We start from the raw sequence: 24,209 nt of genomic DNA on the forward strand, positions 1-24,209 counted from the left end.
CAAATTCAGCGCGTATCATGTAATGATTAAAAATATGTTCAAGAATGTCTTTGAGTTTTCCAATCATGCGCTTGCCTTTAGACGGTAAGAGGAACTCGTACGGTGAGCGCTATGGCAAATTGCAAGGGCTAGAGCATCTGCTGCATCACTGCTGTCAAATTCAGCGCGGGGGAGAAGAATTTTCACCATCATGTGAATTTGCTCTTTCTCTCCATGTCCAACACCAATAACTGATTTTTTGACTTTATTAGGGGCGTATTCGGAAATGGGCAGACCTTCTTGAGCAGGAACAAGGAGTGCAATAGCACGGGCTTGACCAAGTTTTAAAGTGGCAGACGCATCTTTATTGACAAAAACATGCTCAACAGCTGCTTCATGGGGCATAAATTGATGTACAACTTTTGCGAGCCCTTCATAAAGTTGGCATAATCTAGAAGCGAGGTCATTTTGAGCATTAGAGTGAAGTGTTCCCGACGCTACAAAATGGAGATGATTGCCACATAGGTCAATAACTCCCCATCCTGTACGCCGAAGTCCAGGATCAATCCCTATAATGCGAATCGTCTCTACCATAAAATTCAGTTTATTTGATTTCTCAGTATTTTAATAGATGGATTCAATGAATAGAACAAAAGAAGAAAATATAAAGTAAAGAAAGCTCAAAGATATCTGAAAATAAAGATAAAAATATACCTTGAAAAAGAAAAAAATAGTTTTCTCTTCTTAAATGCTTTTGTAGAGAAAAAAGTGGAAGGGAAAAGTCTCATAGATAAATTAAGGCAAAAGTGCTTAGAGACGCTGAAAAGCCATTTTGAGCAATTGAAGCTGTTTGTTTACTGGATTGTTTTGAGATACAGTCTGTAAAGAAGTGTGTTTTTTATCATAGTTCATATGCCGTATTCTTTTTTCTAATCGAAGCGAGCGATGGACAAAGTGACGAAAAACTTCTGGTAATTCTTTCCAGTGTGCAGATTTGGATTCAAGTGATGGGGTGTGCAGGGAAACTTTTGTAATCTCTTTTTGAATTTGTTCTGGTGACATTTCTCCTTCACGCTCAGCTCGAATCAATAAAAGCTGAGAAGCAATTTGCATCAAACGCGTACTCAAATACATTGCTTCTTTCCCATAAATTTCAGAGAGTTCTATTGAAAGGTCATGTGTAGCTAAGCGGCCTTCTGTATCAATATAATTTGCTGTCTCTTCAATCAGGGTCATTGTTTCTTCATAAAGACGATTAAACACATTATCAAAGGCATTGTGCTCAATCATAACAATGGCCTGATTGTGTGGACGCTCATGTACGTTCACCACCACTATACTCCAAAACCAAAACAATCTTGGGAACATTTAAAAAAAATAACAAGATAGAAATTTCTTTTTTAAAGTGCTCCTTCAAGAACAATGAATACCTTTTTTAGCATTATTGTGCAATGTTCTTTTTATGCTAAGGTTAATGAGCTTGCAGGAGAAGGACTTCCATATTTTTTCTTTACGGTGAAGTGGAATGCCCACTTTTGTTTTCATAATAATAAGCAATAATAAATTGAAGACTGATACCACTCATGATCAAAAAAGTGTCCAATATAAATGTACTGTTCATTGCCGTTTTTAAAATCTGTCCACACATAGCAAAGAGAGTTCCAGTTACAAAAACCGGTAAGCTCTGTTTCCCTAAAATCGCTAAGGGATGTTGTGTTGAGACGTGAAGCTTTCGGTGCAACCAAGGAAAACAAACGAGCAAAGAAGATAAGGAAAGAATATGCAACAGACGTGGAAGGCTTAAAAAAGTTTTATTGAAATCAATCAAAGGGGAAGACCAACTAAGCCAACTGAAACTTCCCCACCAGTGTAAGCGTACCCATAACAGGGAAAGAACAAGATAGATTACAGAGAATGTCAAGAGAAGACGGCGAAGGGGCAGCGATTTCTTCTCTTTAAGAAAGAGAGTCGTTGTGAGGCCAATGACAAAGAGAAATTGCCATGAAAGAGGATTTAAAAACCACTGCCCTTTAAGAGGATAAGAAGGGGGGCCAATTCTATAAAGGCCACAGAGAACATAAAGAATGAAGGAGATGAAAAGCAGAAGACCCTTGTGTCGACAGCTCAAATAAAGTGCAAAAGGCGCGAAAATCATTAAAACGACGTAAAGTGAAAGAATGTTATTATAGCCAAGTTGATGACCAAAGCTCAAAATACTAAAAAATGCCAGAAAAGGCTCTGTAAAAAATAATTCTACGTTATTCATAGAGGTGAATTTTTCTAAATTCCACAGGGAAAAAGCTCCTCCAAAAAGACCTAAGGTGACAAAAGTAGTAAAGAGATATGCTTTATAAAGACGAAAAGCTTTCCGCCAAAGTTTGCCAATTAGAGCAGAAAAAGGCAGTTTATACCAACGCGCGTGAAAACTAAGTCCAAGTGAAACTCCTGAAAGAAGGACAAATATTTCTGCTGAATCAGAAAAACCAAAGTTTTTATGGGTGAGATGTTCATAGAATGTACCAGGAATATGGTTGATGAAAATCGTTAACAGCGCTAAAGAACGGCAAACATCAATCCGCGTATCACGGAAAGTATGCGAACTATGATGAGAGGAAGCTCTAGAACATGTCATGAAGGGGCCCTTAAGATATCATAAAATGTCTATTTTAAAAAAATAGTCTGTTTTTAAAAGAGTATGACCATAAAATGGTTTTTAATCTTGAGTTGTATAATGCAATGTTGAAAGATGCAGGATGACAAAACAAAAAAGTAAACCAATTGCGCAATGTCTTTGCCCTCAGTTGATTTTAACAGTTGATGTCCGTCGCACACTCAATCCTGTTTTATTTCGTCAGATTTTGCAAACACAATCTTTTGCTTGCGTTATTTTGTATGATTCGCAAGGGGAAAAAATGGGGGAAGAGCATTTGCAAAAGAGTGCACAGCTCTACGTTCATGATATTCAGCACAATGGTGCAGCTTTGATTATTGCAGAGCAAAGCCGAGTCGTTGGCCGGATTGGGGCTGATGGTTTGCATGTAGAAGACCATTTCAATATTTCCAAAATTGTTGAAAACTTGAAAAAAGAACAGAAAATAATTGGTTGTGGAAATTTTCAAAATCGTCATTCTGCGATGGTTATCGCTGAAGCAGGGGTTGATTATCTTCTCTTTGGAAAATTAGGTGCTGATAAAAAACCTCGTTCACATCCTCGAAATATTCAATTGGCACAATGGTGGGCAGAGATTATGAAAACTCCCGCCATTATTCAAGCGGGGAGTGAATATGCATTTTTTGATGAAGCTTTGGAAACAGCTTGTGAATTTATTGCCGTGGAAGAAATGATTTTTATCCATGAGGATCCTTTGAGGATGCTTGATATGATGAAAGAAAAATGTCACAACACTTCTCTATGTACGGAAAGGTGAAAGTTATGAGTAAATTTTACGGGGCATTAATTTTGGGCACGATCGCGTTTGTGATGTCTTTTGTAAGCGCTACACAAGCTCAACAAGGAGAGCCGATTGTAGATATTTCTCAAAATGTTGAAAATACTCAAGAGACTCAAAAAAATGTATCGCCCTTAGAAGTCGGCCAATATGATGAAGCCTATGATTATTACACCCAAGGGTATTATGTAAAAGCTTTTCGTGCAGCGCTCAGGCGTGCCGAACAAAATGATCCGATTGCTCAAACTTTGATAGGGCGAATGTATATGGAAGGACATGTCGGGCCTGTTGATGGTAAACAAGCCGTTTTGTGGTTTAAAAACGCTGCAAATCAAGGAGATCCACAAGCACAGCTCCGCTATGGTTTGATGTTGTTTGAAGGAACTTTCATTGAAAAAAATATAAGTCTTGCCGAAGAATTCATTCGAAAAGCGATGAATTCTGGCGTGAGAGAGGCTTATTTTTATTCTGGGCAAATTCACCTTTATAAAGCAATGCACGAACAAGAAGAATCTGGCAAGGATGGTGTAGAAGAGGTTGATGTAAAAAATAAAGAAAATGAGAGTATAGAACAGGCTTTAATATGGTTCTTAAAAGGGGCCTCTCTTGGAGATCCTGAAGCGGCTTTTGCTGCTGCAAAAGTTCTTTCTGTAGGAACTTTAACAATGCCAAAAAATGATGGTAATGCGCGCAGACTTTTGGAAGCTGCAGCACAAAATAAACATTTAATGGCTCAGGTTATTTTGGCACAATGGTTGCTGCAGGGACGTGGAGGAGAAAGCGATTTTCAACGTGCTTTTGATTTGTTTTTAGACAATGCATATAAAAATATTGTGGTCGCACAGGTTAGTTTGGCGCGACTTTATCGCGATGGAGTGGGGACATCCGAGGATCCCATTACGGCTGCTGCGTGGTATTTGATTGCAAAAAGTCAAAAAGCAGAAATTTCCGATCTTGAAACGATGATCGAAGGTATGGATGAGACTCAGTTGCAGAGAGCAATGCAGAAAGCAAAAAAACTGGTCTATAGGCTTTAGAAGGCATTTAAACCAAAATTTAAAGTTTAATAGTGGTATAAAATATTAATAGATTCAATAACACAATAGCTTTGGTTGTTTGTTTTTTTGAAAAAATACAATGGTTTTGATTTTTTAAAAAAGTAAAATAAGAGGTCTCCTCTGTAATCATTAAATTGGAGATGAATAATGAAAATCAATGGGAATGAAATTCGGCCTGGAAATGTGATTGAACATCAAGGAGGTTTATGGGTAGTTGTGAAATGTAATGCCGTTAAGCCAGGAAAAGGGGGCGCATTTAATCAGGTTGAAATGAAAAATGTGATCGATGGTACAAAGCTAAATGAACGATTTCGTGCCGCTGAAACCGTTGAAAGAGTCCGACTCGAACAAAAAGATTTTACTTTCCTTTATCAGCAGGGGGATGTTTTGGTCTTTATGGATTCACTTTCCTATGAGCAGCTCGAATTGCAAAAAGATTTTGTGGGTGACCGCGCTGCTTTTTTAAAGGATGGTATGACTGTAACTGTTGAGCTCTATCAAGAAAAACCAATTGGGATATCACTGCCTGATCAGGTCACTATAACCATTGCTGAAGCTGATCCTGCAATCAAAGGGCAAACAGTGACGTCTTCTTATAAGCCTGCCATTCTTGAAAATGGGATTCGTATTCTTGTTCCTCCTTTCATTAATTCAGGAGAGCGTATCGTTGTGGATACAAATGAGTTGATTTATTTGCGTCGTGCAAATGAAAAGGGATAAAAAATAAAAGGATAAGAGATGGCTCATTCTGCAATCATGCACATTATGGTGCAGGCCGCTATAAAAGCAGGCCGTTCTTTGGTGCGTGATTATGGTGAGGTTCAAAATCTACAAGTTTCTTTGAAAGGCCCAGGAGATTATGTCAGCCGAGCAGATTATAAAGCTGAGAAAATCATTTTTACTGAATTGAGCAAAGCAAGACCAAAATTTGGGTTTCTGATGGAAGAGTCTCAGGAAATTATCGGAGAAGATTCTCAGCATCGTTTCATTGTTGATCCTTTAGATGGAACAACAAATTTTTTGCATGGCCTTCCTTTTTTTGCTGTTTCAATTGCTTTAGAACGTCAAGCGCAGATCGTCGCTGGTGTTATTTATAATCCTATTCTTGATGAGCTCTTTACTGCTGAACGTGGCTGTGGGGCTTTTCTTAATGATCGGCGTTGTCGTGTGGCAGCACGGCGCCAATTGGAACATTGTATCATTGCGACAGGATTACCCCATTTTGGGTGTTCAAATCACAGAGACTACTTGGGAGAATTACGCAATGTAATGGCTGAAGTTTCTGGAATTCGGCGTTTCGGAGCTGCTTCTCTTGATTTAGCTTATGTCGCTACTGGAAGAGTCGATGGCTTTTGGGAAGATAATCTCCAAATTTGGGATATGGCCGCTGGACTTTTGATGGTTCGTGAAGCAGGTGGATTTGTCAGCGATAAAGACGGGGGACAAGATATTTTTGATAAAAAAAATATTATTGCTGGTAATGAAATTATTCACACTGAATTACGAAAAATTCTCAAAAAAGAAGTGTGATTTAAAGCACAAACTTTTTACAGAAAAAGCAGTTTTTACCCAGAAAAGAGAAGCGGGACTCTGGTAAAAGTAAGTGTCTGGCGAGAAAAATGGCGGTGGTTTGCTTTCTTCGTTTAAGTGTCGATCAACAGTATTTGATGGGAAGAAAAATCAGTTGGCACATATTTTTCAGATTTAATGCTTTGGGTTTTCTTTTTTTGAGGGTTTTCTTTTTTTATTTTTATGAGATTCGTTCGGTTTAATTTTTGGTGAAGTTTGTTCAGGTGAAAATTGGAGTTTAGCTAAACGCGTATAAATTCCATTTTGCTCAATCAGTTGCGCGTGAGTTCCTTCTTCAATAATAGAGCCTTGATCCATTACAAGAATACGATCTGCTTTTAACACTGTTGCCAAACGGTGAGCAATGACTAAAGTTGTGCGATTTTTCATGAGTTCGTCTAAGGCTTTTTGCACCAACTTTTCATTCGTTGCATCTAAGGCTGATGTTGCTTCATCCAATAACAGGAGAGGGGCATTTTTCAAGATCGCTCGCGCAAGAGCAATGCGTTGTTTTTGTCCTCCTGAAAGCATGATGCCTCCTTCTCCTACTTGGGTTTCAAAGCCCTTTGGTAAGGAGTCGATGAATTCAGATGCGTTGGCTGCTTGGGCTGCAGCAATGATTTGTTCTTCATTAGGATTGTGAGAGCCAAAGGTTATATTCTCGCGAACTGTTCCCTCAAAAATATCGATTTCTTGAGGAACATAGGAAATCGAAGAACGTAAGTCGTGAAGGGAGAGGCGGTTAATATCAATGCCGTCAAACTGGATATGACCACTGATAGGATCATAAAAACGAAGAATAAGAGAAAAAAGGGTACTTTTCCCTGCACCCGAAGGGCCAACAAAGGCAACAGTTTCTCCTGCTTTGATGGAAAAAGATAAATCATGCAAAATCTTTTTTTCTGGTCTGGAAGGATAGGTGAAATGAACACGATCAAAAATAAGAGATCCTTGAATGGGAAGGGTGCGTGATAAAGGGGATGCAGGCGTTGTAATAGTTGGTTTCTTTTGCAATAATTCAACAAGACGTTCTGCTGCTCCTGCTGCTTGCACTAATTCCGCGCCAATTTCCGATAATTGTGCAAATGTTGTTGCTGCAAAAACCGCATAGAGAACAAATTGGCCAAGCGTTCCCCCTGTCATGGTTCCGTGTAAAACATCTTGTGACCCAATCCACAAAATCGCGACAACGCTACTAAAAACCAGAAAAATCGCAAAACCAGTGAAACAAGAACGAAGAATCACAGAAGTGCGAGCTGTTTGAAAAACACGTTCAATCAGCATTGAAAAACGCTCAGAGATATCTTTTTCAGCTGTAAAAGCTTGGACCGTGCGAATGGCACTCACTTGTTCTGAGGCTAACGCATTGGCTTCTGCTAGGCGGTCTTGCGTTGTGCGTGTGCGTGTGCGCACTTTGCGTCCAAAAATAATCAAGGGAATGGCAATAAAGGGAATGGAAAGCAAAACCAATAAGGAGAGCTTAGTATTTGTGATGACCATCATGACAATGGCCCCAATCACAACAATAAGATGACGCAACGCTGTAGAGGCTGTCGATCCTACCGCTAATTTTATTTGGGTTGTATCCGTTAAAAGACGTGAAATAATTTCTCCTGAATGGGAATAATCAAAAAAATCAGGAGAAAGGTGCAGAATATGTTCAAAAACATCACGCCGTAAATCAGCAATGAATCGTTCACCCAATGTGATGACACAGTAGTAACGGATGGCTGAAGCCAGAGCAAGCAGTAAAGCTAAGATAAATAAAATACCAAAATAGAAATTCATTTTTCCATGGCTTGAAGCAGAAAAACTGTGATCAAGCATTTGACGAATGGCAATAGGCAAAGCAAGAGTGACACAAGCCGCAACCAATAAAGAGAGAACAGCGCAAATTATAAGCCAATTGTAACGTTTTATATAAGGGCTAAAAGCAGAAAAAGAATGTTTCACTTTGAAAGGATGCTTGGATTTTTCTGAGAGATTCAGGAATTTCATAGGGTTTTGTGTCTTTATTGTGTTGATGATAAAATTTAAATAGATTCAAATATTTTGGACACTTGTTTTTTGGTACATTCTCAGCTATTGAAATTTTAATTTAACAAGTGTATCAAAAAGACAAAGAGAGCGCACTTAAAAAATACATAAAGTGCTGTTTCGTTGCGTGGAAGTAGAAAGTTTGTCGTATGAAAGCTAATATTCACCCTGATTATCACATGATTAATGTTGTGATGACTGATGGAACCCAGTATACAACCCGTTCAACATGGGGCAAAGAAGGGGATACCCTGAATTTGGATATCGATCCAATAAGCCATCCAGCATGGACTGGAGGATCGCAGACATTTGTTGATCGTGGTGGGCGTGTTTCTAAGTTTAAGAATCGCTTTGGGGGCCTTGGCTTTTAAAATTTCCAATGATCTGAGGTATAAAGAGGCATGAATTTTTCAAGAGCTTTTCAATAGAGCTCTGTTTTTGTTTGCAAAGGAAAAGGAAGCGCTTAATCTCTGAAGTCAAAAGGGAAGGCTTTATGATGGAAAAAGCTCTATGATGAAAAGAGAAGCATAAAAGGTCTTTGAAAAATCGCAAAAATAAGAAAAAGACAAAGAGTCTTCATCCTGGATTAAAGAAAAGTCCTAGATTAAAGCAAAAATTGCTAAAAAATTCTCTGTATGAAAAATGAATGTAAAAAAGCAGTGTTGTTTTCAAGCAATAAAGCAGAAAAGCCTTTCTGCACTTAACGAGATCAAATAAAATTCTCTTTTAACGGTCAAGCTTCTTTTTAAAACAGGGCGTTTGCAATGTCTTTACTTTTTCTTTTGCTTATGAAATTTTTGTCAATAAAGAGCAGAATAAAGAGTTATGCCGACAGTTTTGCTAAAATTTCATCACTGACATCAAAATTGGCATAAACATTCTGCACATCATCATCTTCTTCTAAGGTTGAGATCAAACGTAAAACAGAAAGCGCTTTTTCTTCATCAATTGGTGCGAGGGTCGTTGCTTTCCAAATGGTTTTAATGGATTCTGCTTCACCAAGTGTGTTTTCAAGAATTTTCGAAACTTCACCAATATCTTCAAAGGCACAAAAAATATGGTGACCTGTTTCTTCCGATTGTACGTCATCAGCCCCTGCTTCAATGGCTGCTTCCATAATGGTGTCAGCGGTTCCAGATTCAAATTTATAGATAATTTCACCAATGCGATTAAACATAAAGCCAACGGAACCTGTTTCTCCTAAAGCACCTCCTGATTTTGTAAAAGCAGCACGGACATTTGAAGCAGTACGATTGCGGTTATCGGTTAAGGCTTCAACAATAACAGCTACACCGCCAGGGCCATATCCCTCATAGCGCACTTCATCATAATTTTCGGCATCACCCCCTGAAGCTTTTTTAATCGCTCGCTCAATATTATCTTTTGGCATTGATTGAGCTTTTGCATTTTGCACTGCGAGTCTTAAACGCGGATTCATTGTTGGGTCAGGAGAGCCCTGTTTGGCTGCGACTGTGATTTCACGTGCAAGTTTGGAAAATATTTTTGAACGCATCGCATCTTGACGTCCTTTACGGTGCATAATATTTTTAAATTGTGAATGGCCTGCCATGGCTTACCTTTTTGTTGGATGATCAAACACTTTCTTTTTGTGGGATAAATCTACCATAAAAAAGAACAAAGAGATTAAAGAAAACCCTTATAAAAAAATTCTTCTCAAAGGTAAAGACATTCTGATCATGATTGCTATGTATGAGAGAGATCTCTTGTCGTGAGTCAAAAATCAGGATATAAAGATCATGATTTCATAGTCATTAAGTGATTTGTTTTGTGTGTCATCTTGTTAGAAGGGATGAAAATCTTCTATAATGAAGGTTATAGCGCTCCAAAGTTTCAGAGTAGGCAGTAACCTGCCTCAAAAAGAGGTCGATAAAAGGATATAATAAATATGTCAACGCAACTTTTGATGCCCAAAGCAACAGCTGTTTGGTTAGTCGATAATACAGCACTTTCTTTTGATCAGATTGCCGAGTTTTGTCAATTGCATGTGTTAGAGGTCAAAGCAATTGCTGATGGTGAAGCGGCAAACGGAATTAGAGGTTTGGATCCTATTAGTTCTGGTCAGTTAACACGGAGTGAAATCGCACGTGTCGAAGCAGATCCAACAGCGCGATTAAAAATTTCCACATCAAAAGTACAGGTTCCTCAAACGAAGCGCAAAGGCGCACGCTATATTCCTTTGTCTCGGCGTCAAGATCGTCCCAATGGGATCTTATGGTTGATTCTCAATCATCCTGAATTAAAGGATGTGCAAATCGCACGATTGATTGGTACAACTAAAGGAACTATTGAGCAAATTCGTAACAGAACTCATTGGAATAGTAATAATTTAGTTCCTCTCGATCCCGTAGGCTTAGGGTTATGTTCGCAAATTGATTTGGATTTTGAATTGCGACGGGCAGTAAAGAATCTTCCTTTGCCTATGGAGGGAGACAAAACTTTACTCCCGACATCAGTGACAGAGAATGTCACTCTTGATGAGAGTGAATTTGAAAAAACTTTTGATAAGAATCTCGATGCTGATACGGTGTTTGCTAAACTCAATGCTTTGCAAAAAAAATCTCAAGACGAGGGACAAGAATAAAAAATGAGCAAAGCTGTAAAAAGAAAGCAGAAAAGCTGAAGAAAGAGACTGGAAAGAAAAATGAGCGAAAAGCTCAGTAAAAAGTATGCAAAAGATGGAAGAAGGTAGAGAAAATAAAAGAAGGTAAGCTTTTATTTTGGAAAGATTATAAAAAGTAAGGCATGATATTTATGATAATAGTAAAATAAGGAGAACTGATTTATGAATTCTCTTCGAAATGTTATCCACTATCCACTCGGGATAGTTTTTTGTTTGTTGTTAACTTTGATCGGTTGTGGCAAAAAGAATATAGATACAACAAACTCTCTTAGTAATTCTGGTTTCAATAATGTACAGGCGGGCTCGTCACAAGACTTTACTGTTAATGTTGGGGATCGCGTTTTTTTTAGTTTGGATTCCTCTTCTATTGAATCCGATGCTGAATATGTTTTAGCACGTCAAGCAGAGTGGTTGCTTCGTTATCCGCACTATTTTGTTACGATTGAAGGCCATGCCGATGAACGCGGAACGCGTGAGTACAATCTAGCTCTTGGACAACGCCGTGCTGTTGCGGTGCGTGATTATCTTATTTCTTTGGGTGTATCTTCCCAACGAATGAGTACGATCTCTTACGGAAAAGAAAGACCTGTAGCGGTTTGTGATAATATCTCTTGTTGGAATCAAAATCGACGTGCCGTTTTGGTTGTTAATAATACGGGAAGTCATTAAAAGACAGATAAAGGGCTAAAAGAGACCAGTAAGTGGGGGTGAGTAAAGGAATAAAGTGCCGAGGAGGAATATAAGAGAGAAGTAAATATAGGCAAAAACAGAAAGGGAACAACGGAGTGGAAAGTTTTCTCTTCATTTAAGTTCCATTGATGCGCTTTTTTGTACAATATTTAAAAAATTCTTTTCTTCCCTTTTCCTTCAGATAAAAAGATATTTTATGCTTTTTTCAAAGTAAAAAGTCTACAAGTGTGCAAAAAGTCTACAAGCGTGTTTGCGCATAACAGCATAATAAAAAGGAAAAAAGCATTTTTTATCAACAAGAAAGTCCTTTATTGTATCCATAATTCCTTATGTATGAGGCTTCTCGGGAGGTGTGTTAGTTTTAAAACTGTAAAGAAAGTCGATATGGGAGGGGATTAAAGAGGATGTGATGGTCAGATAATGATCCACGGAATGATTTTCCAGGAAAATAATCAAAAAGCAATCATAAATAATACGGGAAATCATTGGAGACAACCCTAAGGCAAAGAGGTGTATTTTTTTTTACAATGCTGTGGAGGGTTTCTGTTCCATATGCTATATAATAATCGTTGTGACCGAAGATTTTCGTTTTTATCTTGAGGATAGAAGAATTTTTACGCCATTCATTTATACGCCATTGAAGGAAGTGTTCTGAATTCAATTCTTTAAGAGATGCGACTTGAGTGTTCTGTTGTAGCAATTTTAGGTATTCTATTATAGCTCTTTGGGTATTCTGTTGAAGCTATGAAGTGATAAAAAGAGTTTTACGAAACGCTATTCTCTTTCATGTAAAGTTGAGAGGTCAAAATATTTTATGATTCTGAGATTTTACTGATCTTAACGAGGTGTATAATAGATTGATCAAAGGGGTAAAGTTCGTGATACCTTGGAGATAAGTCACAAGAGACTAAAATATTGGAGGTGTTTATGTCAGTGCTTTCAATGAGGAATGAAGGCGTTCTCAGTGTCCATTAAATTAGCAAAAAATCTTTTTAAAAAAACAGACTTTGCTCATTGTCAGAAATTGATTTTAGGCGTTTCTGGAGGGGGTGATTCATTAGCTTTATTGTTTTTGGTCAAAGAGCATTTAAAAACGTTGCCCATTGCCCCGGAGCTGATTGTTGTAACAATTGATCATCAATTACGTGAAGAATCAGCGTCTGAAGCAGAAAATGTTGCAAAAATTTGCCATGCCTTTCAGATAAAACATATCATTGTACGATGGGAAGGCAAAAAAACAAAGACAAAAATAAGCGAAAAAGCGCGGATTGCGCGGTATGATTTGCTGTTCAAAGAAGCACAAAAACAAGGTGCAACACTGATTATGACAGGGCATACGCTCAATGATCAGGCTGAAACTTATCAAATGCGTGTTCAACGGAGTCAAAAGAAAACGGAAGCGGTTCAATACGAAACTCCAGAAATGCCATGGACAGAGAGGGAAAAGGATAAGGCGCTTACAAATGAAGAAATGGAGATATCAAAAGAAAATAATCACAAAAGGTTGGTCCAAAAGGACGAAGAAAGATATGAGCGCGGTTTATCTTGTATGCCAAGGGAAGCTTTGTTGTACGGCAAAGTGCGTTTGATTCGGCCGTTACTTGGGGTTAGGCGTAAGACGTTGCGTGCTTATTTGTCTTTGCGGGGATCAACGTGGATTGATGATCCAACAAATGAAGATTTAAAATTTGAACGTGTGCGTGTGCGTCATTTGCTTCATCAAAAAAAGCTTACTGAAATCGCTCAAAAAGTTCATAAAGCTGCAGTACAACGTCGGGTACAAGCGCAAAAGGTTGCAGATTTGATCTTAGCCTTGGATATCACTGTGGAGTATGGGCACTGTTTTATCGGAAAGCCCCCTTCCTTTTTACAGCAACATCGTGCTTTTCCTTTTGTTGTTGGGCTTTTTATTGTTTTAATGGGGGGAAGCTCATATTTGCTGTCTTCTCAAAAATTGGCCGCTCTGGACCAAAAATTATGTTTACATGATCTAGAAAAAAAACGTTTTACTCTGGCAGGGGCAGTTATTGAATATAGTCGAAAAGGACTTGCTATATGGCGCGAAGCACGTCATATTCAAAAAGCAATTATTGTTCCGGGAGAAACTTTTATATGGGATCAGCGCTATCAAATTATTAATCATGATACAACAGCCATATGCGTGGGGCCTGCGGATTTACTTCACTTGAAAGATTATCTCAATCAAGGTAAAGGTGATCTCGAAGCTCCTCATTTTCCCTCTTTGCAATCGTTGGTGATGATTTCTAATGAAAAAGGAGTTGATATTCCAGAATTGACACATCATTTTTGCTGTCAACGTAATATTATAATCAAACGCATTATGGCACCGTTTCATTGGTTGGTGTCACAAGAAGATGCACCGATTGTCGATGTTATAGGATCTTTCTTCAATTTTAATTGAGTAAAAAATTAAGATTTAAAGAAAAAAGGGGAAAAGACGAAGAAAAATCATTTTAAAGGATAATAAATAGTTCTTATATCTTGGCAAGGAAGAAACAAGATTATATGTTGAACGCGACTCTTAAGAATCTCTATTTAAATAAATGGGCTTAATATGAATTCCAATTATCGCTCCCTTTTGATTTGGGGGATCATCGCTGTTGTTTTAATTGTGTTATTTTCTCTTTTTAATGGAGATAGCCAGCGCTCTGGAAATACCGAAATATCCTATTCTGAGTTTTTACAGAAAGTTGAGAATGGTGAGCTTAAAGCTGTAACTATTCAAGGGCAAAAGTTAATAGGAAAGACTGTAGATCAGAGAGCGATCTCAACGTATGCACCAAGAGATCCAGGGTTGGTGCAAAAATTGGAAAACAAAAAAGTCAATGTTAAAGCTATTCCAGAAAGTTCTGGAAATAACATCTTTCTTAATTTACTCTTTTCGTTGCTTCCCGTTATTATTATTGTTGGGGCGTGGATTTTCTTTATGCGACAGATGCAAAATGGATCACGCGGCGCTATGGGTTTTGGGAAGTCAAAAGCAAAATTGCTTACAGAAGCGCATGGAAGAGTCACCTTTCAAGATGTTGCTGGTGTTGAAGAGGCTAAGCAGGATTTACAAGAAATTGTCGATTTCTTGCGGGAGCCACAAAAGTTTCAGCGTTTAGGTGGACGTATTCCACGGGGTGTTTTACTTGTAGGGCCTCCAGGGACAGGGAAAACTTTGCTTGCCCGTTCTGTTGCAGGGGAAGCTAATGTGCCTTTCTTTACTATTTCTGGGTCGGATTTTGTGGAAATGTTCGTGGGGGTTGGAGCAAGCCGTGTTCGTGATATGTTTGAACAAGCCAAAAAAAATGCCCCTTGTATTATCTTTATCGATGAAATTGATGCTGTAGGGCGTCATCGTGGTGCAGGATTAGGCGGAGGAAATGATGAACGCGAGCAAACATTAAATCAGCTACTGGTTGAAATGGATGGGTTTGAACCCAATGAAAGCATTATTTTAATTGCTGCAACAAACCGTCCTGATGTACTTGATCCTGCTTTGTTAAGACCTGGGCGGTTCGATAGACAGGTCGTTGTTCCAAATCCTGATGTATCCGGACGGGAACAAATTTTAAAAGTGCATGTGCGGAATGTGCCTTTGGCTCCTAATGTTGATCTGAAAATATTAGCAAGGGGAACACCAGGATTTTCCGGAGCTGATTTGATGAATCTTGTCAATGAAGCCGCTTTAATGGCTGCAAGCCGTAATAAAAGAGTGGTGACAATGCAAGAGTTCGAAGATGCCAAAGATAAAGTAATGATGGGAGCTGAACGTCGTTCAACTGCTATGACACAAGAGGAAAAAGAACTCACAGCCTATCATGAAGCAGGACATGCGATTGTAGCTTTGAGTGTTCCCATTGCTGACCCCGTTCATAAAGCAACAATTGTGCCAAGGGGAAGAGCTTTGGGCATGGTCATGCAATTGCCAGAAGGGGACCGTTATTCTATGAGTTATCGTTGGATGATTTCACGTTTGGCTATCATGATGGGGGGACGAGTTGCCGAAGAGTTGAAATTTGGAAAAGAAAATATCACCTCTGGAGCAGCATCAGATATTGAACAAGCAACAAAGTTAGCACGAGCAATGATCACACGATGGGGATTTTCCGATATTCTCGGAAATGTTGCTTATGGCGATAATCAAGATGAGGTTTTTTTAGGGCATTCTGTCGCAAGAACACAAAATATCTCTGAAGAGACGGCCCGTATGATCGATGCTGAAGTGCGTAAGCTGATTGACGATGCTTACAAAAGTGCAACAAAAATTTTGAAAGAAAAAAAGAAACAGTGGTGGGCTATTGCTCAAGGTTTGTTGGAATATGAAACATTAACAGGTCCAGAAATTAATGATATCATTAAAGGAAAACCTCCTATTCGCTCACAAGCAAGTGAGAATCAAAGCTCGCGATCTTCAGTTGTGCCTAAAGTAGGGAAAAAAGGAAGACAAAATACTCTCAGTCTTGAAAAAGACAATCAGACTCACAAGGGTGAGACCAGTGATGCTGAAACAAAATCACAAAGCAAAAAAAATAAAACTGAAGCAAATAAATCTGATAAAGCTGAAACAGGAAATATCTCTGCAAATAAAGAAAAAACTACAGAAAAGTCTCATACTTCTGAGCGGAAGAAAAAACAAACTCCTGCTAATGATGCTTAGTCAAAACACATCATTATTAAAGCTCTATGCATCATAATCATAAAAATCTATTCAAACTCTTCAGAGAATTTTAAAGGCAGGAAGAATATTGTCTAGGAGAATAAAAGGTGTGAGATTGGGTTTAAGAAAGTCAGCGAGGAACAAAGAGAAGCTTTGCGAAGGAGGGTGCAGTAAAAGCTGGAAGAAAATTAAGATTTTTGAGAGATAAAATTGTTGACGGAGAGTATAAAACTCTTAAGAGCTCATTCATGATGATATATTTTCAGTAGAATGGGAAAGGGGTCTCTTGATAAGAGATTTTCTGCTTCATTTTAAAAATAATCAAAACGTAAAAAATTGCAGTATGTGGGAGCTGTAAGAGAAGTATCTATGTAATATGTAAAAGGAAAAAAATGGCACGAAAATATTTCGGTACAGATGGAATTCGAGGGAAAGCCAATCTTTTTCCTATGACACCAGATTTTGCCATGAAAATAGGAATGGCAGTGGGTGTTCTCTTTCGCGCAAAAGAACAGTCGCATCGCGTGGTCATTGGAAAAGACACCCGTTTATCTGGTTATATGTTAGAAAATGCTTTGGTTTCAGGATTGACTGCTGCTGGAATGGATGCTTTCTTATTAGGACCGGTGCCAACCCCTGCTGTTGCTATGTTGTGCCGTTCATTACGTGCTGATTTGGGTGTGATGATTTCCGCTTCACATAATCCCTTTTATGATAATGGTATTAAACTTTTTGGTCCCAATGGTTTTAAACTTTCCGATGAAATAGAAATCAAAATTGAACAATTGATTGAGACAGATCTTTTACACTCTTTAGCAGAATCTTCAGAAATTGGTCGTGCTAAACGTGTGGAAGGGGATATTTATCGTTATATCGAATATGCTAAACGAACTTTGCCACGCGATGTACGATTGGATTCTTTACGTATCGTTGTGGATTGTGCCAATGGTGCTACTTATAAAGCAGCGCCGCGTGCATTATGGGAATTAGGAGCAGAAGTTTTTGCGATTAATAATGAGCCAACGGGCTTTAATATTAATCAGAAATGCGGATCAACCGATCTCACGTCTTTAAAAAGAAAAGTGCATGAAGTGCGTGCCGATGTTGGAATTGCTCTTGATGGTGATGGTGATCGGGTGATCATGGTTGATGAAAAAGCTCAAACTATCGATGGGGATCAAATCATTGCTGTTATTGCTGAGCATTGGTATAAAACGGAACGGTTGCAGAGCAATGGAGTGGTTACAACCATTATGTCAAATCTGGGGCTTGAGCGTTTCTTAAACAGCAAAGGATTGGATCTCATTCGTACAAATGTGGGAGATCGCTACGTTGTAGATGCTATGTGTCAAAAAGGATACAATGTGGGTGGAGAGTCTTCTGGGCATATCGTCTTAAGTGATTTTGGAACAACCGGCGATGGATTGGTTGCTGCCTTGCAAATTCTCGCTTGTATGCAGCAAAATCAGGTTTCTATGAGCCACTTATGTCAGCGTTTTGAAGTTGTCCCACAAATTTTAAAAAATATAGCAATTAAAAATAAAAATATATTGCAGAAATCTAAGGTCAAAACTGCAATCGATCTCGCACAGAAACGTCTAGGAAAAGATGCACGATTGGTGGTTCGTTCCTCGGGAACTGAACCCTTAATTCGCATAATGGCTGAAGGCGACAATCAAAAAATAATTGAAGAGATTGTTGCAGAGATCAGCGATGTTCTTGTGCAGCATGATGGCACTAAAGCAGTGCAGTGAAAAGAGCGGAAAACTTTTGAGAAAAGAGTGTGCTTTGTCATGTTTATTGCTGTAAATCCCTATGCATAATGCCGTCAATTTATGTGAGAGGTGGGATAAAAACTTATTCTTTTGCTTGTGTGTTTATCTTTTGCAGAGAGAAATCTCTCATTCTTTTTACGTGAGTAAGAGAGGCTATAGTTATCCTATCAATCCTATTCTTATGATGAGTAAAGAACGAGATGAAAATATAAAATCATGCAATAAAAATGCTTTATTGTTATGGGCATTGAATATGAGAAAGAATTTTAGAATAATCCATTGGAGAAACAGATATTTTGTGATGAAAGATTATTTTCTTGTTGTCTTTAAAAAATGATCTATCAAAAACAGTGATGTGCTTGTGGGCAAAGTTCGTTGCATGATACCAAGTAGAAGAGAAGCTATCAGTGATCCTGAAGAAAATGTGATATTTGTTGGACGGAACTCATTCTAGTTACAGAAAATATTAAAGTGATGACAGGTTTAGTATTTCTGAAAGCAAAACGTCCTTTTGTCAAAAAGGATTTAGCTTGAAAAGAATTCCTTTCGAAGAGGATTTGGGGTGAAGAGCAAGTATTTTTGGGATATGCGAAAAGCGACCTCCCTTAGAAAGAGAGAGGTCTTTTTTATTTTTTTTTCCAAAGAAAATAAGTCATAAGCCCGAGAAGAGGCCCCCCTAATTTAACAAGAGGAAAATGTTTGTTTAAGAGCGTAAGGCTGGAAAGGGCCGAAGTTGTTATAAGCTCATGACGATGTTTTTCCCACTGCTTTTGGTGATTTTGACGGTGAGACGATTTTAAAAGCTTGCAAAGAACAGCGCTGAGTCCTGCAACAAAAAGCCATATAAAAAATAATATACTTGCGGCTGTAAGAGGAGACATCACCAAACATAATGCGAGAAAACCTATGATGCATAAAAAGATCAGGGCTATAAATAATGCAATGCCAATAATCCCATAGCAAAATGTTTGGATTTGGATTTTCTTGACAGTGCTTTGGATCCCTCCACCAACAAGGTGGTTCAAAAGGGGTGCGATCACTTTATACATTGGTTAACGGCGCAACAAGTGAGAAAGAATAAAACCAATTCCTGTCGCAATGAGAAGAGCTTTGCCAGGATGCTCACGAACATGTTGGTTGACCGTTTTTTCTAGATCATTATACTTGCTTTTCGCTTGTGATAGGAGTTCTTCACTATTTTCCTTTGCTGAACTGTAAAGTTGTTCGGCTTTGTTTTTTGCTTCATTCATTTTGTTGGAACCAAAGTCACTCACGGTTGAGGTGATGCTTGCGATTTCATTACGTAATTGATCCAGCTGTTTTTTTAATTTTTTTTCTGTATCTGTTTTGTTGTTTGTTTTATTATTTGCCATAATCATTGTTCTTTCTCTTGACTTATATTGTACAGAGTATTGATATTATTTGACTGAAATAAAAATCTAATAGTCATGTTTTGTAACGTCATAAAATCTTCTTGGTTCCCTGGTCTATTGAGGAAGAGTCTTTTTAGGCATCATTCTAAGAAAATGGGGGGGGGAGGTATTTCTTAAAAACTTTAAAGAAGAGTTCTCTGCAAAAACAAGATATATCTTCGATACATGGAATGATGCTAGCGGGAATGATGCTAGCGGGAATGATGCTAGCGGGAATGATGCTAGCGGGAATGATGCCAGTGGGAATGATGCCAGTGGGAATGATGCCAGCGGGAATGATGCCAGTGGGAATGATGCCAGTGGGAATGATGCCAGTGGGAATGATGCCAGTGGGAATGATGCCAGTGGGAATGATGCCAGTGGGAATGATGCCAGCGGGAATGATGCCAGTGGGAATGATGCCAGTGGGAATGATGCCAGCGGGAATAATAATGCGAGATTTTCTTTATAAGGGAGCAAAAAAGAAATATAAATGATATCTAAAAATCTTCTTGATAATAAAAAAGATTAATCGTAAGTAGTAAAAAAATAATGACTTGTTTTTTTCGGATTTATACATTTAAAAAAGAGTATAAAAATTAGTCAAAGAGTATAAAGAGCAGTCAAGAAGTATAAAAGGGGAAATAAAAAATTTAAATAGTAAGGGTTGGGAATATAATATGACATCTCCTACAGTTCCTTTAGAAAACGATACCAGTGCATTATCAATGCATGATTTTTCTCCTTTTTCAATGTTTATGGCTGCTGATTGGGTTGTAAAAGCTGTTATTATATTTCTATTGTTGGCTTCTCTTCTTTCCTGGACAATTGCTTTTGTCAAGATTGTTGAACTCACTGTTGCAAAATATAAAGCACGGCGCGCTCTTCAATTAACGAATAATGCTCAAACACTTGCAGAACTCATAGCAAACTTTAAAAAGATTAAAGGAACTTCTGTCTTCTTTTTGGAAGAAACACTCAAAGAAATACGTCTGTCGTCACAACAGCCTCATCTTATGAAATCTGAAGATTTACACAAAAATCAAGGTGAAGTTTTTTCTTATGATATCCTTTCTTGTGGACAGGTCGATGGAGTGAAAGAACGTATTCATTCACTTTTATCACGCTATTTGTTTGCTGCAACGCGGCGTATTGCTTGCGGGAGTGCTATTCTTGCAACGATTGGATCTGTGGCACCCTTTGTTGGTCTTTTTGCAACCGTTTGGGGAATTATGAATTCCTTTATTGGAATCGCAAAGTCTCAAACAACACGGTTGGATGTGGTCGCACCCGGAATTGCTGAAGCTTTGCTGGCAACAGCTATAGGGCTTTTTGTAGCAATTCCTGCTGTTATTATCTATAATGGTTTTATACGTGTTCTCAATGGATATCGAAATGATTTAGCCGATATCGCAGCAGCGATCGAAAGGCTTGTAAGTCGTGAATTCGATAGGCAACAACAGAACAAAAATTATCAGTTTAGCTATGAAAACAGATCAGTATGATAATTGGGAAAACAATGAAGAAGGCATCTATAGTGAGATTAATGTAACGCCTTTCATTGATGTAATATTAGTGCTGTTGATTGTGTTTATGGTTGCTGCGCCTTTGGCAACATCGGTTCTTCCTGTTCAGTTGCCTACTTTGTCTCAAGTCCCTGTTGTGCCTCAGACTAATGAGCCCATTTATATTACCTTACAAAAGGATCATGCTCTTTATGTTGGGGAAAATCGCACCAGCAAAACAGAGTTGATTCATCTTTTGTTGCAGAAAACGCAGCGTAATTTCGAAACAAAGATCTTAATTCGAGCAGATAGCGAAATCGATTATGGAGTTGTTGTAGATCTCCTTAATCAAATCCGAATGGCTGGATATACCAAAATCGGTCTTGTAGGGCTCCATAAAGCTCCAACAACTGCTGCTCATCATGGGATAAATGAGTCTATCGAAGAGGATGATTGAATGCATTCTAGGATATTTGTTTGTTCTAGAATGTGTGTTCGGCACTGCGCTGGGATGTTTGGGAGTGAGGAGCCTATGTTTAGAGGATTCTGGGGGATCTAAAGCAGAGGGAGTTTTTGTATCAGTCTCTTTTGTAGAGGCGTGTGAGGGCAAGAGTGCTGCCTTGAAAAAAAGAGGAGCGAGCGTGTTATTCTTGTCCTGTTGAGCCAAAACCTCCCGTGCCGCGATCGTTCGGCATGGTTTGGAAAGAAGCAGAGAGGAGCTCTTCTTGAGTAGGATTAAATTCACAAACATTAACCTGGATAACTGGGGCAATGACCGTTTGTGCGATGCGCATCCCACGATGGATGGGGAAGTTTTCTTGCCCTAAATTAATCAGCAGGACTTTAACTTCACCACGGTAATCACTATCAATCGTTCCGGGAGTGTTTAGGCAAGTGATGCCATGCTTTAAAGCAAGGCCAGAGCGTGGACGGATTTGTGCTTCGTACCCTGGAAGAAGGTGAAAGATAAAACCTGTTGGTATGAGAATACGCTGTCCTGGGATGAGATTCACAATTTCTTCTGGAGCAAGAGCAGCCCGCAAATCAAGACCTACGGATCCTGCCGTTGCATAATGGGGAAGGTCAAGCCCTTGTCCGTGATCAAGGCGTTGAATCCGAAGAGGAAGTTTTTGTACAAGGTGAGAAAAAGTGTCTTTTTGAGGAGTCCGAGGAGGGGTGCTTGAAGAATGAGGCATGGCAAGGAATTTCCAAAAAATAAATCAAGTTCATATCCTAACAAAAGCCTTTTTACAAAACAAGCAAATATGGTTTTCTTAAATAAAGAGATCCCCTGTTTTTTGATCAGATTGTGCCAATAAAAACCCCTGTCGCAAAAACTAAAATGCCACCGAGGATAATCTGAAGAGAAGCACGTCGTAAGGGAATGGACATGAATTTATTTTGGATCCAAACAATAGCCCCTAACTCAAAAAATACAATAATAAACGCAATAAATGTCGCTAAGAAAAAAGAGTCAATTAAATAAGGAATCGTATGTCCTAAACCACCAAGCATTGTCATCAGACCACAGGCAATCCCTCTTTTTATAGGCGAGCCACGGCCGGATAATTTACCATCATCGTGAAGAGCTTCTGTAAGTCCCATCGAAAGACCAGCACCAATAGAAGCCGAAAGACCCACTAAAAAAGTTTTGTATGTATCACCCGTCGCAAAAGCGGCTGCAAAAATAGGGGCAAGGGTGGAAATCGAACCATCCATTAACCCAGCAAGGCCGGGTTGAATCCACGTTAAAAGAGTTTTCTTTTGATGAGGAGTAAGGGGAGATTGATCTGTTTCTACAGAAGGTTGAGAAGGAGACTGAGCAGGAGAAAAGGATGAAAAAGCAGGGCTTTCAGGCGATGAACCTAAGGTTCCTGCATTGATATGGCATGAAAGGTTAAGTAATTGTTGGTGGTGCTGGAGCTCATTGTGACTCATGGTAGCAAGAATTAAAGCTTGAGTGGGACAAGACGATTTTAACGCTTTTGCATACTTTAAATACAATGCGGCATGATCTTTTTTTAATTGGGTAGCATGAGCAACAATTTCTTGTGCTGTGCAAGAAGAACAGATCTTTTGAGGTGTAGATGAAAAAAAATGCTTAGGCATTGGACTCATATGATTAATTTTAGAATTATTCTAAAATATAAAAGGAAAATGATGAAAGTCAATTCAAAAACTTTGTTATTGAAGTAAAATTTTTGTAGAGGAGAATTTTCTTTGTGGAAAAAAACGAGGATAAATTGGTAGAGAAACCCAATAAGTATCCTATAGAGAATGAAAATCCTTTTGGGGGAATGGATACTCTTGGGGACGCTTTCTGTTGGAGGAAAAGTGGATTCTCAAAACGTGCAAGGACGAGCATCGAGGATGAGCATCGAAGGCAGAGCATTTTCTATCTGATATATTTTTTGATGAAAAAGGGGGCAAAAAATGCATGAAGGAAGTGTCATCTATAGCCCTTTGCTTTCTTATTGATCGTGGTGATGTAGGATAATGAAGAGCTGAAGGGCTTCGGTACAGTGAGAGGCATTCTATTAGGGGGCGCACAAAAAGAAAGAGGTGTTCTATTGCCTCTGAAAAAAAAGAGAGAACTCTTTGAGAAAGTGATTTCATATGAAAAATTTGTGAAAAGCGTATCATTCTTTTTGCTGGAAAGAAATTGTTAAAATAATGGATAAGGTGCAAGAAAATAACACGAAGGGGAAAAGGCTTCTCATCACTCTGTGAAGAAAGAAAAAAGAGAAGACATCGTCTTTTGGAGAAAAGATTATTCTAAGGAGAAATTTTCTCGGGTGATAAACAGAAGAACGAATAAAAGGGGAGGATTTTGTTTGTATGAGGTGCTTTTCCCTTTGTATTCTTTATGGTTTTTGATGTTTCGTGAGGATTCCTTTTGAAGCAACAAAGAGGCTGATAAATATTAAAAACAAACTAGCAACAGCATTCCATCCAGCAAAGGAAAGAAACAAAAAATATCCGGGTGCTTGATTACAAGAGGGAGATTGAAAAGCATTTAATTGATTTAAAAGTTGAGAGGCTTCTTTTATGATCATGATAGAGGAGGAAGTACAATTGTTCGGAGCATCCCAAAAGCGATATTCAGCACCTGCGTGGTAGATTGCTAAGATAAAGCTGATAACCATGAATATAAAAATACCCCAGAATAAAGAGCGTATCCAAGCAGAGAAGGGGAAAAATCGTGTTGATAAGCCAGCAATACTTAAAAATATAAGAGAGCCATAATAAGGCAAGCGTTCAATCACGCACAACTTACAGGGAAAAATGCCACTAATATATTCAAAGGCAAGAGCAATACTAATTGGAATCAATGAAAATATGGCGAGAATAAAAATCCATAATTTTTGCTCTTTATTGCTTAGTGTACAGTCAAGATGTCGGGTCAAAAGAAAGCGTGAAAAGGTCAT

23 protein-coding genes are annotated in these 24,209 nt (G+C 38.5%); 13 read left to right on the plus strand and 10 right to left on the minus strand.

Annotation, left to right across the window (positions count from 1 at the left end):
• Positions 1-63: 63 nt before the first annotated feature.
• The 3 genes from ruvC to M4Z11_RS00975 form a co-directional block, all read right to left on the minus strand.
• Positions 64-573 (minus strand): crossover junction endodeoxyribonuclease RuvC, encoded by a 510-nt coding sequence (gene ruvC, locus M4Z11_RS00965; RefSeq protein ID WP_249674546.1) that lies wholly within the window; start codon positions 571-573, stop codon positions 64-66.
• Between the two features lie 216 nt (positions 574-789).
• Positions 790-1,308, minus strand: coding sequence for a DUF1465 family protein (locus tag M4Z11_RS00970; protein ID WP_249675098.1), 519 nt, complete (start codon positions 1,306-1,308; stop codon positions 790-792).
• 181 nt (positions 1,309-1,489) lie between these two features.
• Positions 1,490-2,611 carry an OpgC family protein gene (locus M4Z11_RS00975; protein WP_249674548.1) on the minus strand — a complete coding sequence of 374 codons (1,122 nt, stop codon included), beginning with the start codon at positions 2,609-2,611 and terminating at the stop codon, positions 1,490-1,492.
• A gap of 121 nt (positions 2,612-2,732) precedes the next feature.
• Here M4Z11_RS00975 and M4Z11_RS00980 point away from each other — a divergent pair, with 121 nt between their 5' ends.
• From M4Z11_RS00980 to M4Z11_RS00995, 4 genes are all read left to right on the plus strand, one after another.
• Positions 2,733-3,407 carry a thiamine phosphate synthase gene (locus M4Z11_RS00980; protein WP_249674551.1) on the plus strand — a complete coding sequence of 225 codons (675 nt, stop codon included), beginning with the start codon at positions 2,733-2,735 and terminating at the stop codon, positions 3,405-3,407.
• Positions 3,408-3,412: 5 nt separating this feature from the next.
• Positions 3,413-4,465 (plus strand): tetratricopeptide repeat protein, encoded by a 1,053-nt coding sequence (locus tag M4Z11_RS00985; RefSeq protein ID WP_249674555.1) that lies wholly within the window; start codon positions 3,413-3,415, stop codon positions 4,463-4,465.
• A gap of 168 nt (positions 4,466-4,633) precedes the next feature.
• The gene (gene efp, locus M4Z11_RS00990; protein ID WP_249674557.1) at positions 4,634-5,206 is read left to right on the plus strand and encodes an elongation factor P; all 573 of its coding nucleotides are present in this window, start codon (positions 4,634-4,636) and stop codon (positions 5,204-5,206) included.
• A gap of 18 nt (positions 5,207-5,224) precedes the next feature.
• Entirely contained in the window at positions 5,225-6,016 is a 792-nt protein-coding gene (locus M4Z11_RS00995; protein ID WP_249674559.1) for an inositol monophosphatase family protein, read from the plus strand.
• 174 nt (positions 6,017-6,190) lie between these two features.
• Here the strand turns inward: M4Z11_RS00995 and M4Z11_RS01000 are convergent, their stop codons facing one another.
• The gene (locus M4Z11_RS01000; protein WP_249674562.1) at positions 6,191-8,053 is read right to left on the minus strand and encodes an ABC transporter transmembrane domain-containing protein; all 1,863 of its coding nucleotides are present in this window, start codon (positions 8,051-8,053) and stop codon (positions 6,191-6,193) included.
• A gap of 188 nt (positions 8,054-8,241) precedes the next feature.
• On the opposite strand from M4Z11_RS01000, the gene rpmE reads away from it, so the two are divergent.
• Positions 8,242-8,463 carry a 50S ribosomal protein L31 gene (rpmE, locus tag M4Z11_RS01005; RefSeq protein WP_249674566.1) on the plus strand — a complete coding sequence of 74 codons (222 nt, stop codon included), beginning with the start codon at positions 8,242-8,244 and terminating at the stop codon, positions 8,461-8,463.
• 452 nt (positions 8,464-8,915) lie between these two features.
• Here rpmE and M4Z11_RS01010 read toward each other — a convergent pair whose 3' ends face one another.
• The gene (locus M4Z11_RS01010) at positions 8,916-9,662 is read right to left on the minus strand and encodes a YebC/PmpR family DNA-binding transcriptional regulator (protein WP_249674569.1); all 747 of its coding nucleotides are present in this window, start codon (positions 9,660-9,662) and stop codon (positions 8,916-8,918) included.
• A gap of 336 nt (positions 9,663-9,998) precedes the next feature.
• Here M4Z11_RS01010 and M4Z11_RS01015 point away from each other — a divergent pair, with 336 nt between their 5' ends.
• The 5 genes from M4Z11_RS01015 (at position 9,999) to glmM (ending at position 17,843) form a co-directional block, all read left to right on the plus strand.
• Entirely contained in the window at positions 9,999-10,694 is a 696-nt protein-coding gene (locus M4Z11_RS01015) for a DUF1013 domain-containing protein (RefSeq protein ID WP_249674572.1), read from the plus strand.
• 201 nt (positions 10,695-10,895) lie between these two features.
• Positions 10,896-11,402 (plus strand): peptidoglycan-associated lipoprotein Pal, encoded by a 507-nt coding sequence (pal, locus tag M4Z11_RS01020; protein ID WP_249674575.1) that lies wholly within the window; start codon positions 10,896-10,898, stop codon positions 11,400-11,402.
• 985 nt (positions 11,403-12,387) lie between these two features.
• Positions 12,388-13,845 (plus strand): tRNA lysidine(34) synthetase TilS, encoded by a 1,458-nt coding sequence (tilS, locus tag M4Z11_RS01025; protein WP_249674577.1) that lies wholly within the window; start codon positions 12,388-12,390, stop codon positions 13,843-13,845.
• A gap of 153 nt (positions 13,846-13,998) precedes the next feature.
• Positions 13,999-16,089 (plus strand): ATP-dependent zinc metalloprotease FtsH, encoded by a 2,091-nt coding sequence (ftsH, locus tag M4Z11_RS01030; RefSeq protein WP_249674580.1) that lies wholly within the window; start codon positions 13,999-14,001, stop codon positions 16,087-16,089.
• A gap of 392 nt (positions 16,090-16,481) precedes the next feature.
• Positions 16,482-17,843 (plus strand): phosphoglucosamine mutase, encoded by a 1,362-nt coding sequence (gene glmM / locus M4Z11_RS01035; protein ID WP_249674582.1) that lies wholly within the window; start codon positions 16,482-16,484, stop codon positions 17,841-17,843.
• A gap of 647 nt (positions 17,844-18,490) precedes the next feature.
• Here the strand turns inward: glmM and M4Z11_RS01040 are convergent.
• Both M4Z11_RS01040 and M4Z11_RS01045 read right to left on the minus strand, forming a co-directional pair.
• Positions 18,491-18,913, minus strand: a complete 423-nt coding sequence (locus M4Z11_RS01040) for a phage holin family protein (protein WP_249674585.1) — start codon at positions 18,911-18,913, stop codon at positions 18,491-18,493.
• Positions 18,914-18,916: 3 nt separating this feature from the next.
• Positions 18,917-19,237, minus strand: a complete 321-nt coding sequence (locus M4Z11_RS01045; protein WP_249674587.1) for an ElaB/YgaM/YqjD family protein — start codon at positions 19,235-19,237, stop codon at positions 18,917-18,919.
• A gap of 230 nt (positions 19,238-19,467) precedes the next feature.
• Between M4Z11_RS01045 and M4Z11_RS01050 the strand changes: the two genes are divergently transcribed.
• The 3 genes from M4Z11_RS01050 (at position 19,468) to M4Z11_RS01060 (ending at position 21,238) form a co-directional block, all read left to right on the plus strand.
• Positions 19,468-19,773: a hypothetical protein gene (locus M4Z11_RS01050; RefSeq protein ID WP_249674590.1), complete on the plus strand. Its 306-nt coding sequence runs from the start codon at positions 19,468-19,470 to the stop codon at positions 19,771-19,773.
• Positions 19,774-19,956: 183 nt separating this feature from the next.
• Positions 19,957-20,781, plus strand: a complete 825-nt coding sequence (locus M4Z11_RS01055; RefSeq protein ID WP_249674592.1) for a MotA/TolQ/ExbB proton channel family protein — start codon at positions 19,957-19,959, stop codon at positions 20,779-20,781.
• The gene (locus M4Z11_RS01060) at positions 20,762-21,238 is read left to right on the plus strand and encodes a biopolymer transporter ExbD (RefSeq protein WP_409337874.1); all 477 of its coding nucleotides are present in this window, start codon (positions 20,762-20,764) and stop codon (positions 21,236-21,238) included. Before M4Z11_RS01055 ends, M4Z11_RS01060 begins: the two co-directional genes overlap by 20 nt.
• Positions 21,239-21,425: 187 nt before the next feature.
• On the opposite strand, the gene dut is transcribed toward M4Z11_RS01060, so the two are convergent.
• The 3 genes from dut to M4Z11_RS01075 all read right to left on the minus strand — a co-directional run bounded on the left by dut (position 21,426) and on the right by M4Z11_RS01075 (position 24,209).
• Positions 21,426-21,977 (minus strand): dUTP diphosphatase, encoded by a 552-nt coding sequence (dut, locus tag M4Z11_RS01065; protein WP_249674593.1) that lies wholly within the window; start codon positions 21,975-21,977, stop codon positions 21,426-21,428.
• 106 nt (positions 21,978-22,083) lie between these two features.
• Positions 22,084-22,890 carry a VIT1/CCC1 transporter family protein gene (locus M4Z11_RS01070; protein ID WP_249674595.1) on the minus strand — a complete coding sequence of 269 codons (807 nt, stop codon included), beginning with the start codon at positions 22,888-22,890 and terminating at the stop codon, positions 22,084-22,086.
• A 755-nt stretch (positions 22,891-23,645) separates the two neighbouring features.
• Complete coding sequence (locus M4Z11_RS01075) at positions 23,646-24,209, minus strand: disulfide bond formation protein B (RefSeq protein ID WP_249674597.1); 564 nt, start codon at positions 24,207-24,209, stop codon at positions 23,646-23,648.

The sequence above is a fragment of the Bartonella bilalgolemi genome (assembly GCF_023500045.1).
GTDB classification, from domain to species: Bacteria; Pseudomonadota; Alphaproteobacteria; order Rhizobiales; family Rhizobiaceae; genus Bartonella; species Bartonella bilalgolemii.

Excerpts from the sequence above, each read along its gene's own strand:
- ruvC (WP_249674546.1), bottom strand. The coding sequence starts at position 573 with ATGGTAGAGACGATTCGCATTATAGGGATTGATCCTGGACTTCGGCGT.
- M4Z11_RS00975 (WP_249674548.1), bottom strand. The coding sequence starts at position 2,611 with ATGACATGTTCTAGAGCTTCCTCTCATCATAGTTCGCATACTTTCCGT.
- M4Z11_RS00980 (WP_249674551.1), top strand. The coding sequence starts at position 2,733 with ATGACAAAACAAAAAAGTAAACCAATTGCGCAATGTCTTTGCCCTCAG.
- M4Z11_RS00985 (WP_249674555.1), top strand. The coding sequence starts at position 3,413 with ATGAGTAAATTTTACGGGGCATTAATTTTGGGCACGATCGCGTTTGTG.
- efp (WP_249674557.1), top strand. The coding sequence starts at position 4,634 with ATGAAAATCAATGGGAATGAAATTCGGCCTGGAAATGTGATTGAACAT.
- M4Z11_RS00995 (WP_249674559.1), top strand. The coding sequence starts at position 5,225 with ATGGCTCATTCTGCAATCATGCACATTATGGTGCAGGCCGCTATAAAA.
- M4Z11_RS01000 (WP_249674562.1), bottom strand. The coding sequence starts at position 8,053 with ATGAAATTCCTGAATCTCTCAGAAAAATCCAAGCATCCTTTCAAAGTG.
- rpmE (WP_249674566.1), top strand. The coding sequence starts at position 8,242 with ATGAAAGCTAATATTCACCCTGATTATCACATGATTAATGTTGTGATG.
- M4Z11_RS01010 (WP_249674569.1), bottom strand. The coding sequence starts at position 9,662 with ATGGCAGGCCATTCACAATTTAAAAATATTATGCACCGTAAAGGACGT.
- M4Z11_RS01015 (WP_249674572.1), top strand. The coding sequence starts at position 9,999 with ATGTCAACGCAACTTTTGATGCCCAAAGCAACAGCTGTTTGGTTAGTC.
- pal (WP_249674575.1), top strand. The coding sequence starts at position 10,896 with ATGAATTCTCTTCGAAATGTTATCCACTATCCACTCGGGATAGTTTTT.
- ftsH (WP_249674580.1), top strand. The coding sequence starts at position 13,999 with ATGAATTCCAATTATCGCTCCCTTTTGATTTGGGGGATCATCGCTGTT.
- glmM (WP_249674582.1), top strand. The coding sequence starts at position 16,482 with ATGGCACGAAAATATTTCGGTACAGATGGAATTCGAGGGAAAGCCAAT.
- M4Z11_RS01040 (WP_249674585.1), bottom strand. The coding sequence starts at position 18,913 with ATGTATAAAGTGATCGCACCCCTTTTGAACCACCTTGTTGGTGGAGGG.
- M4Z11_RS01045 (WP_249674587.1), bottom strand. The coding sequence starts at position 19,237 with ATGGCAAATAATAAAACAAACAACAAAACAGATACAGAAAAAAAATTA.
- M4Z11_RS01050 (WP_249674590.1), top strand. The coding sequence starts at position 19,468 with ATGATGCTAGCGGGAATGATGCTAGCGGGAATGATGCTAGCGGGAATG.
- M4Z11_RS01055 (WP_249674592.1), top strand. The coding sequence starts at position 19,957 with ATGACATCTCCTACAGTTCCTTTAGAAAACGATACCAGTGCATTATCA.
- M4Z11_RS01060 (WP_409337874.1), top strand. The coding sequence starts at position 20,762 with ATGAAAACAGATCAGTATGATAATTGGGAAAACAATGAAGAAGGCATC.
- dut (WP_249674593.1), bottom strand. The coding sequence starts at position 21,977 with ATGCCTCATTCTTCAAGCACCCCTCCTCGGACTCCTCAAAAAGACACT.
- M4Z11_RS01070 (WP_249674595.1), bottom strand. The coding sequence starts at position 22,890 with ATGCCTAAGCATTTTTTTTCATCTACACCTCAAAAGATCTGTTCTTCT.
- M4Z11_RS01075 (WP_249674597.1), bottom strand. The coding sequence starts at position 24,209 with ATGACCTTTTCACGCTTTCTTTTGACCCGACATCTTGACTGTACACTA.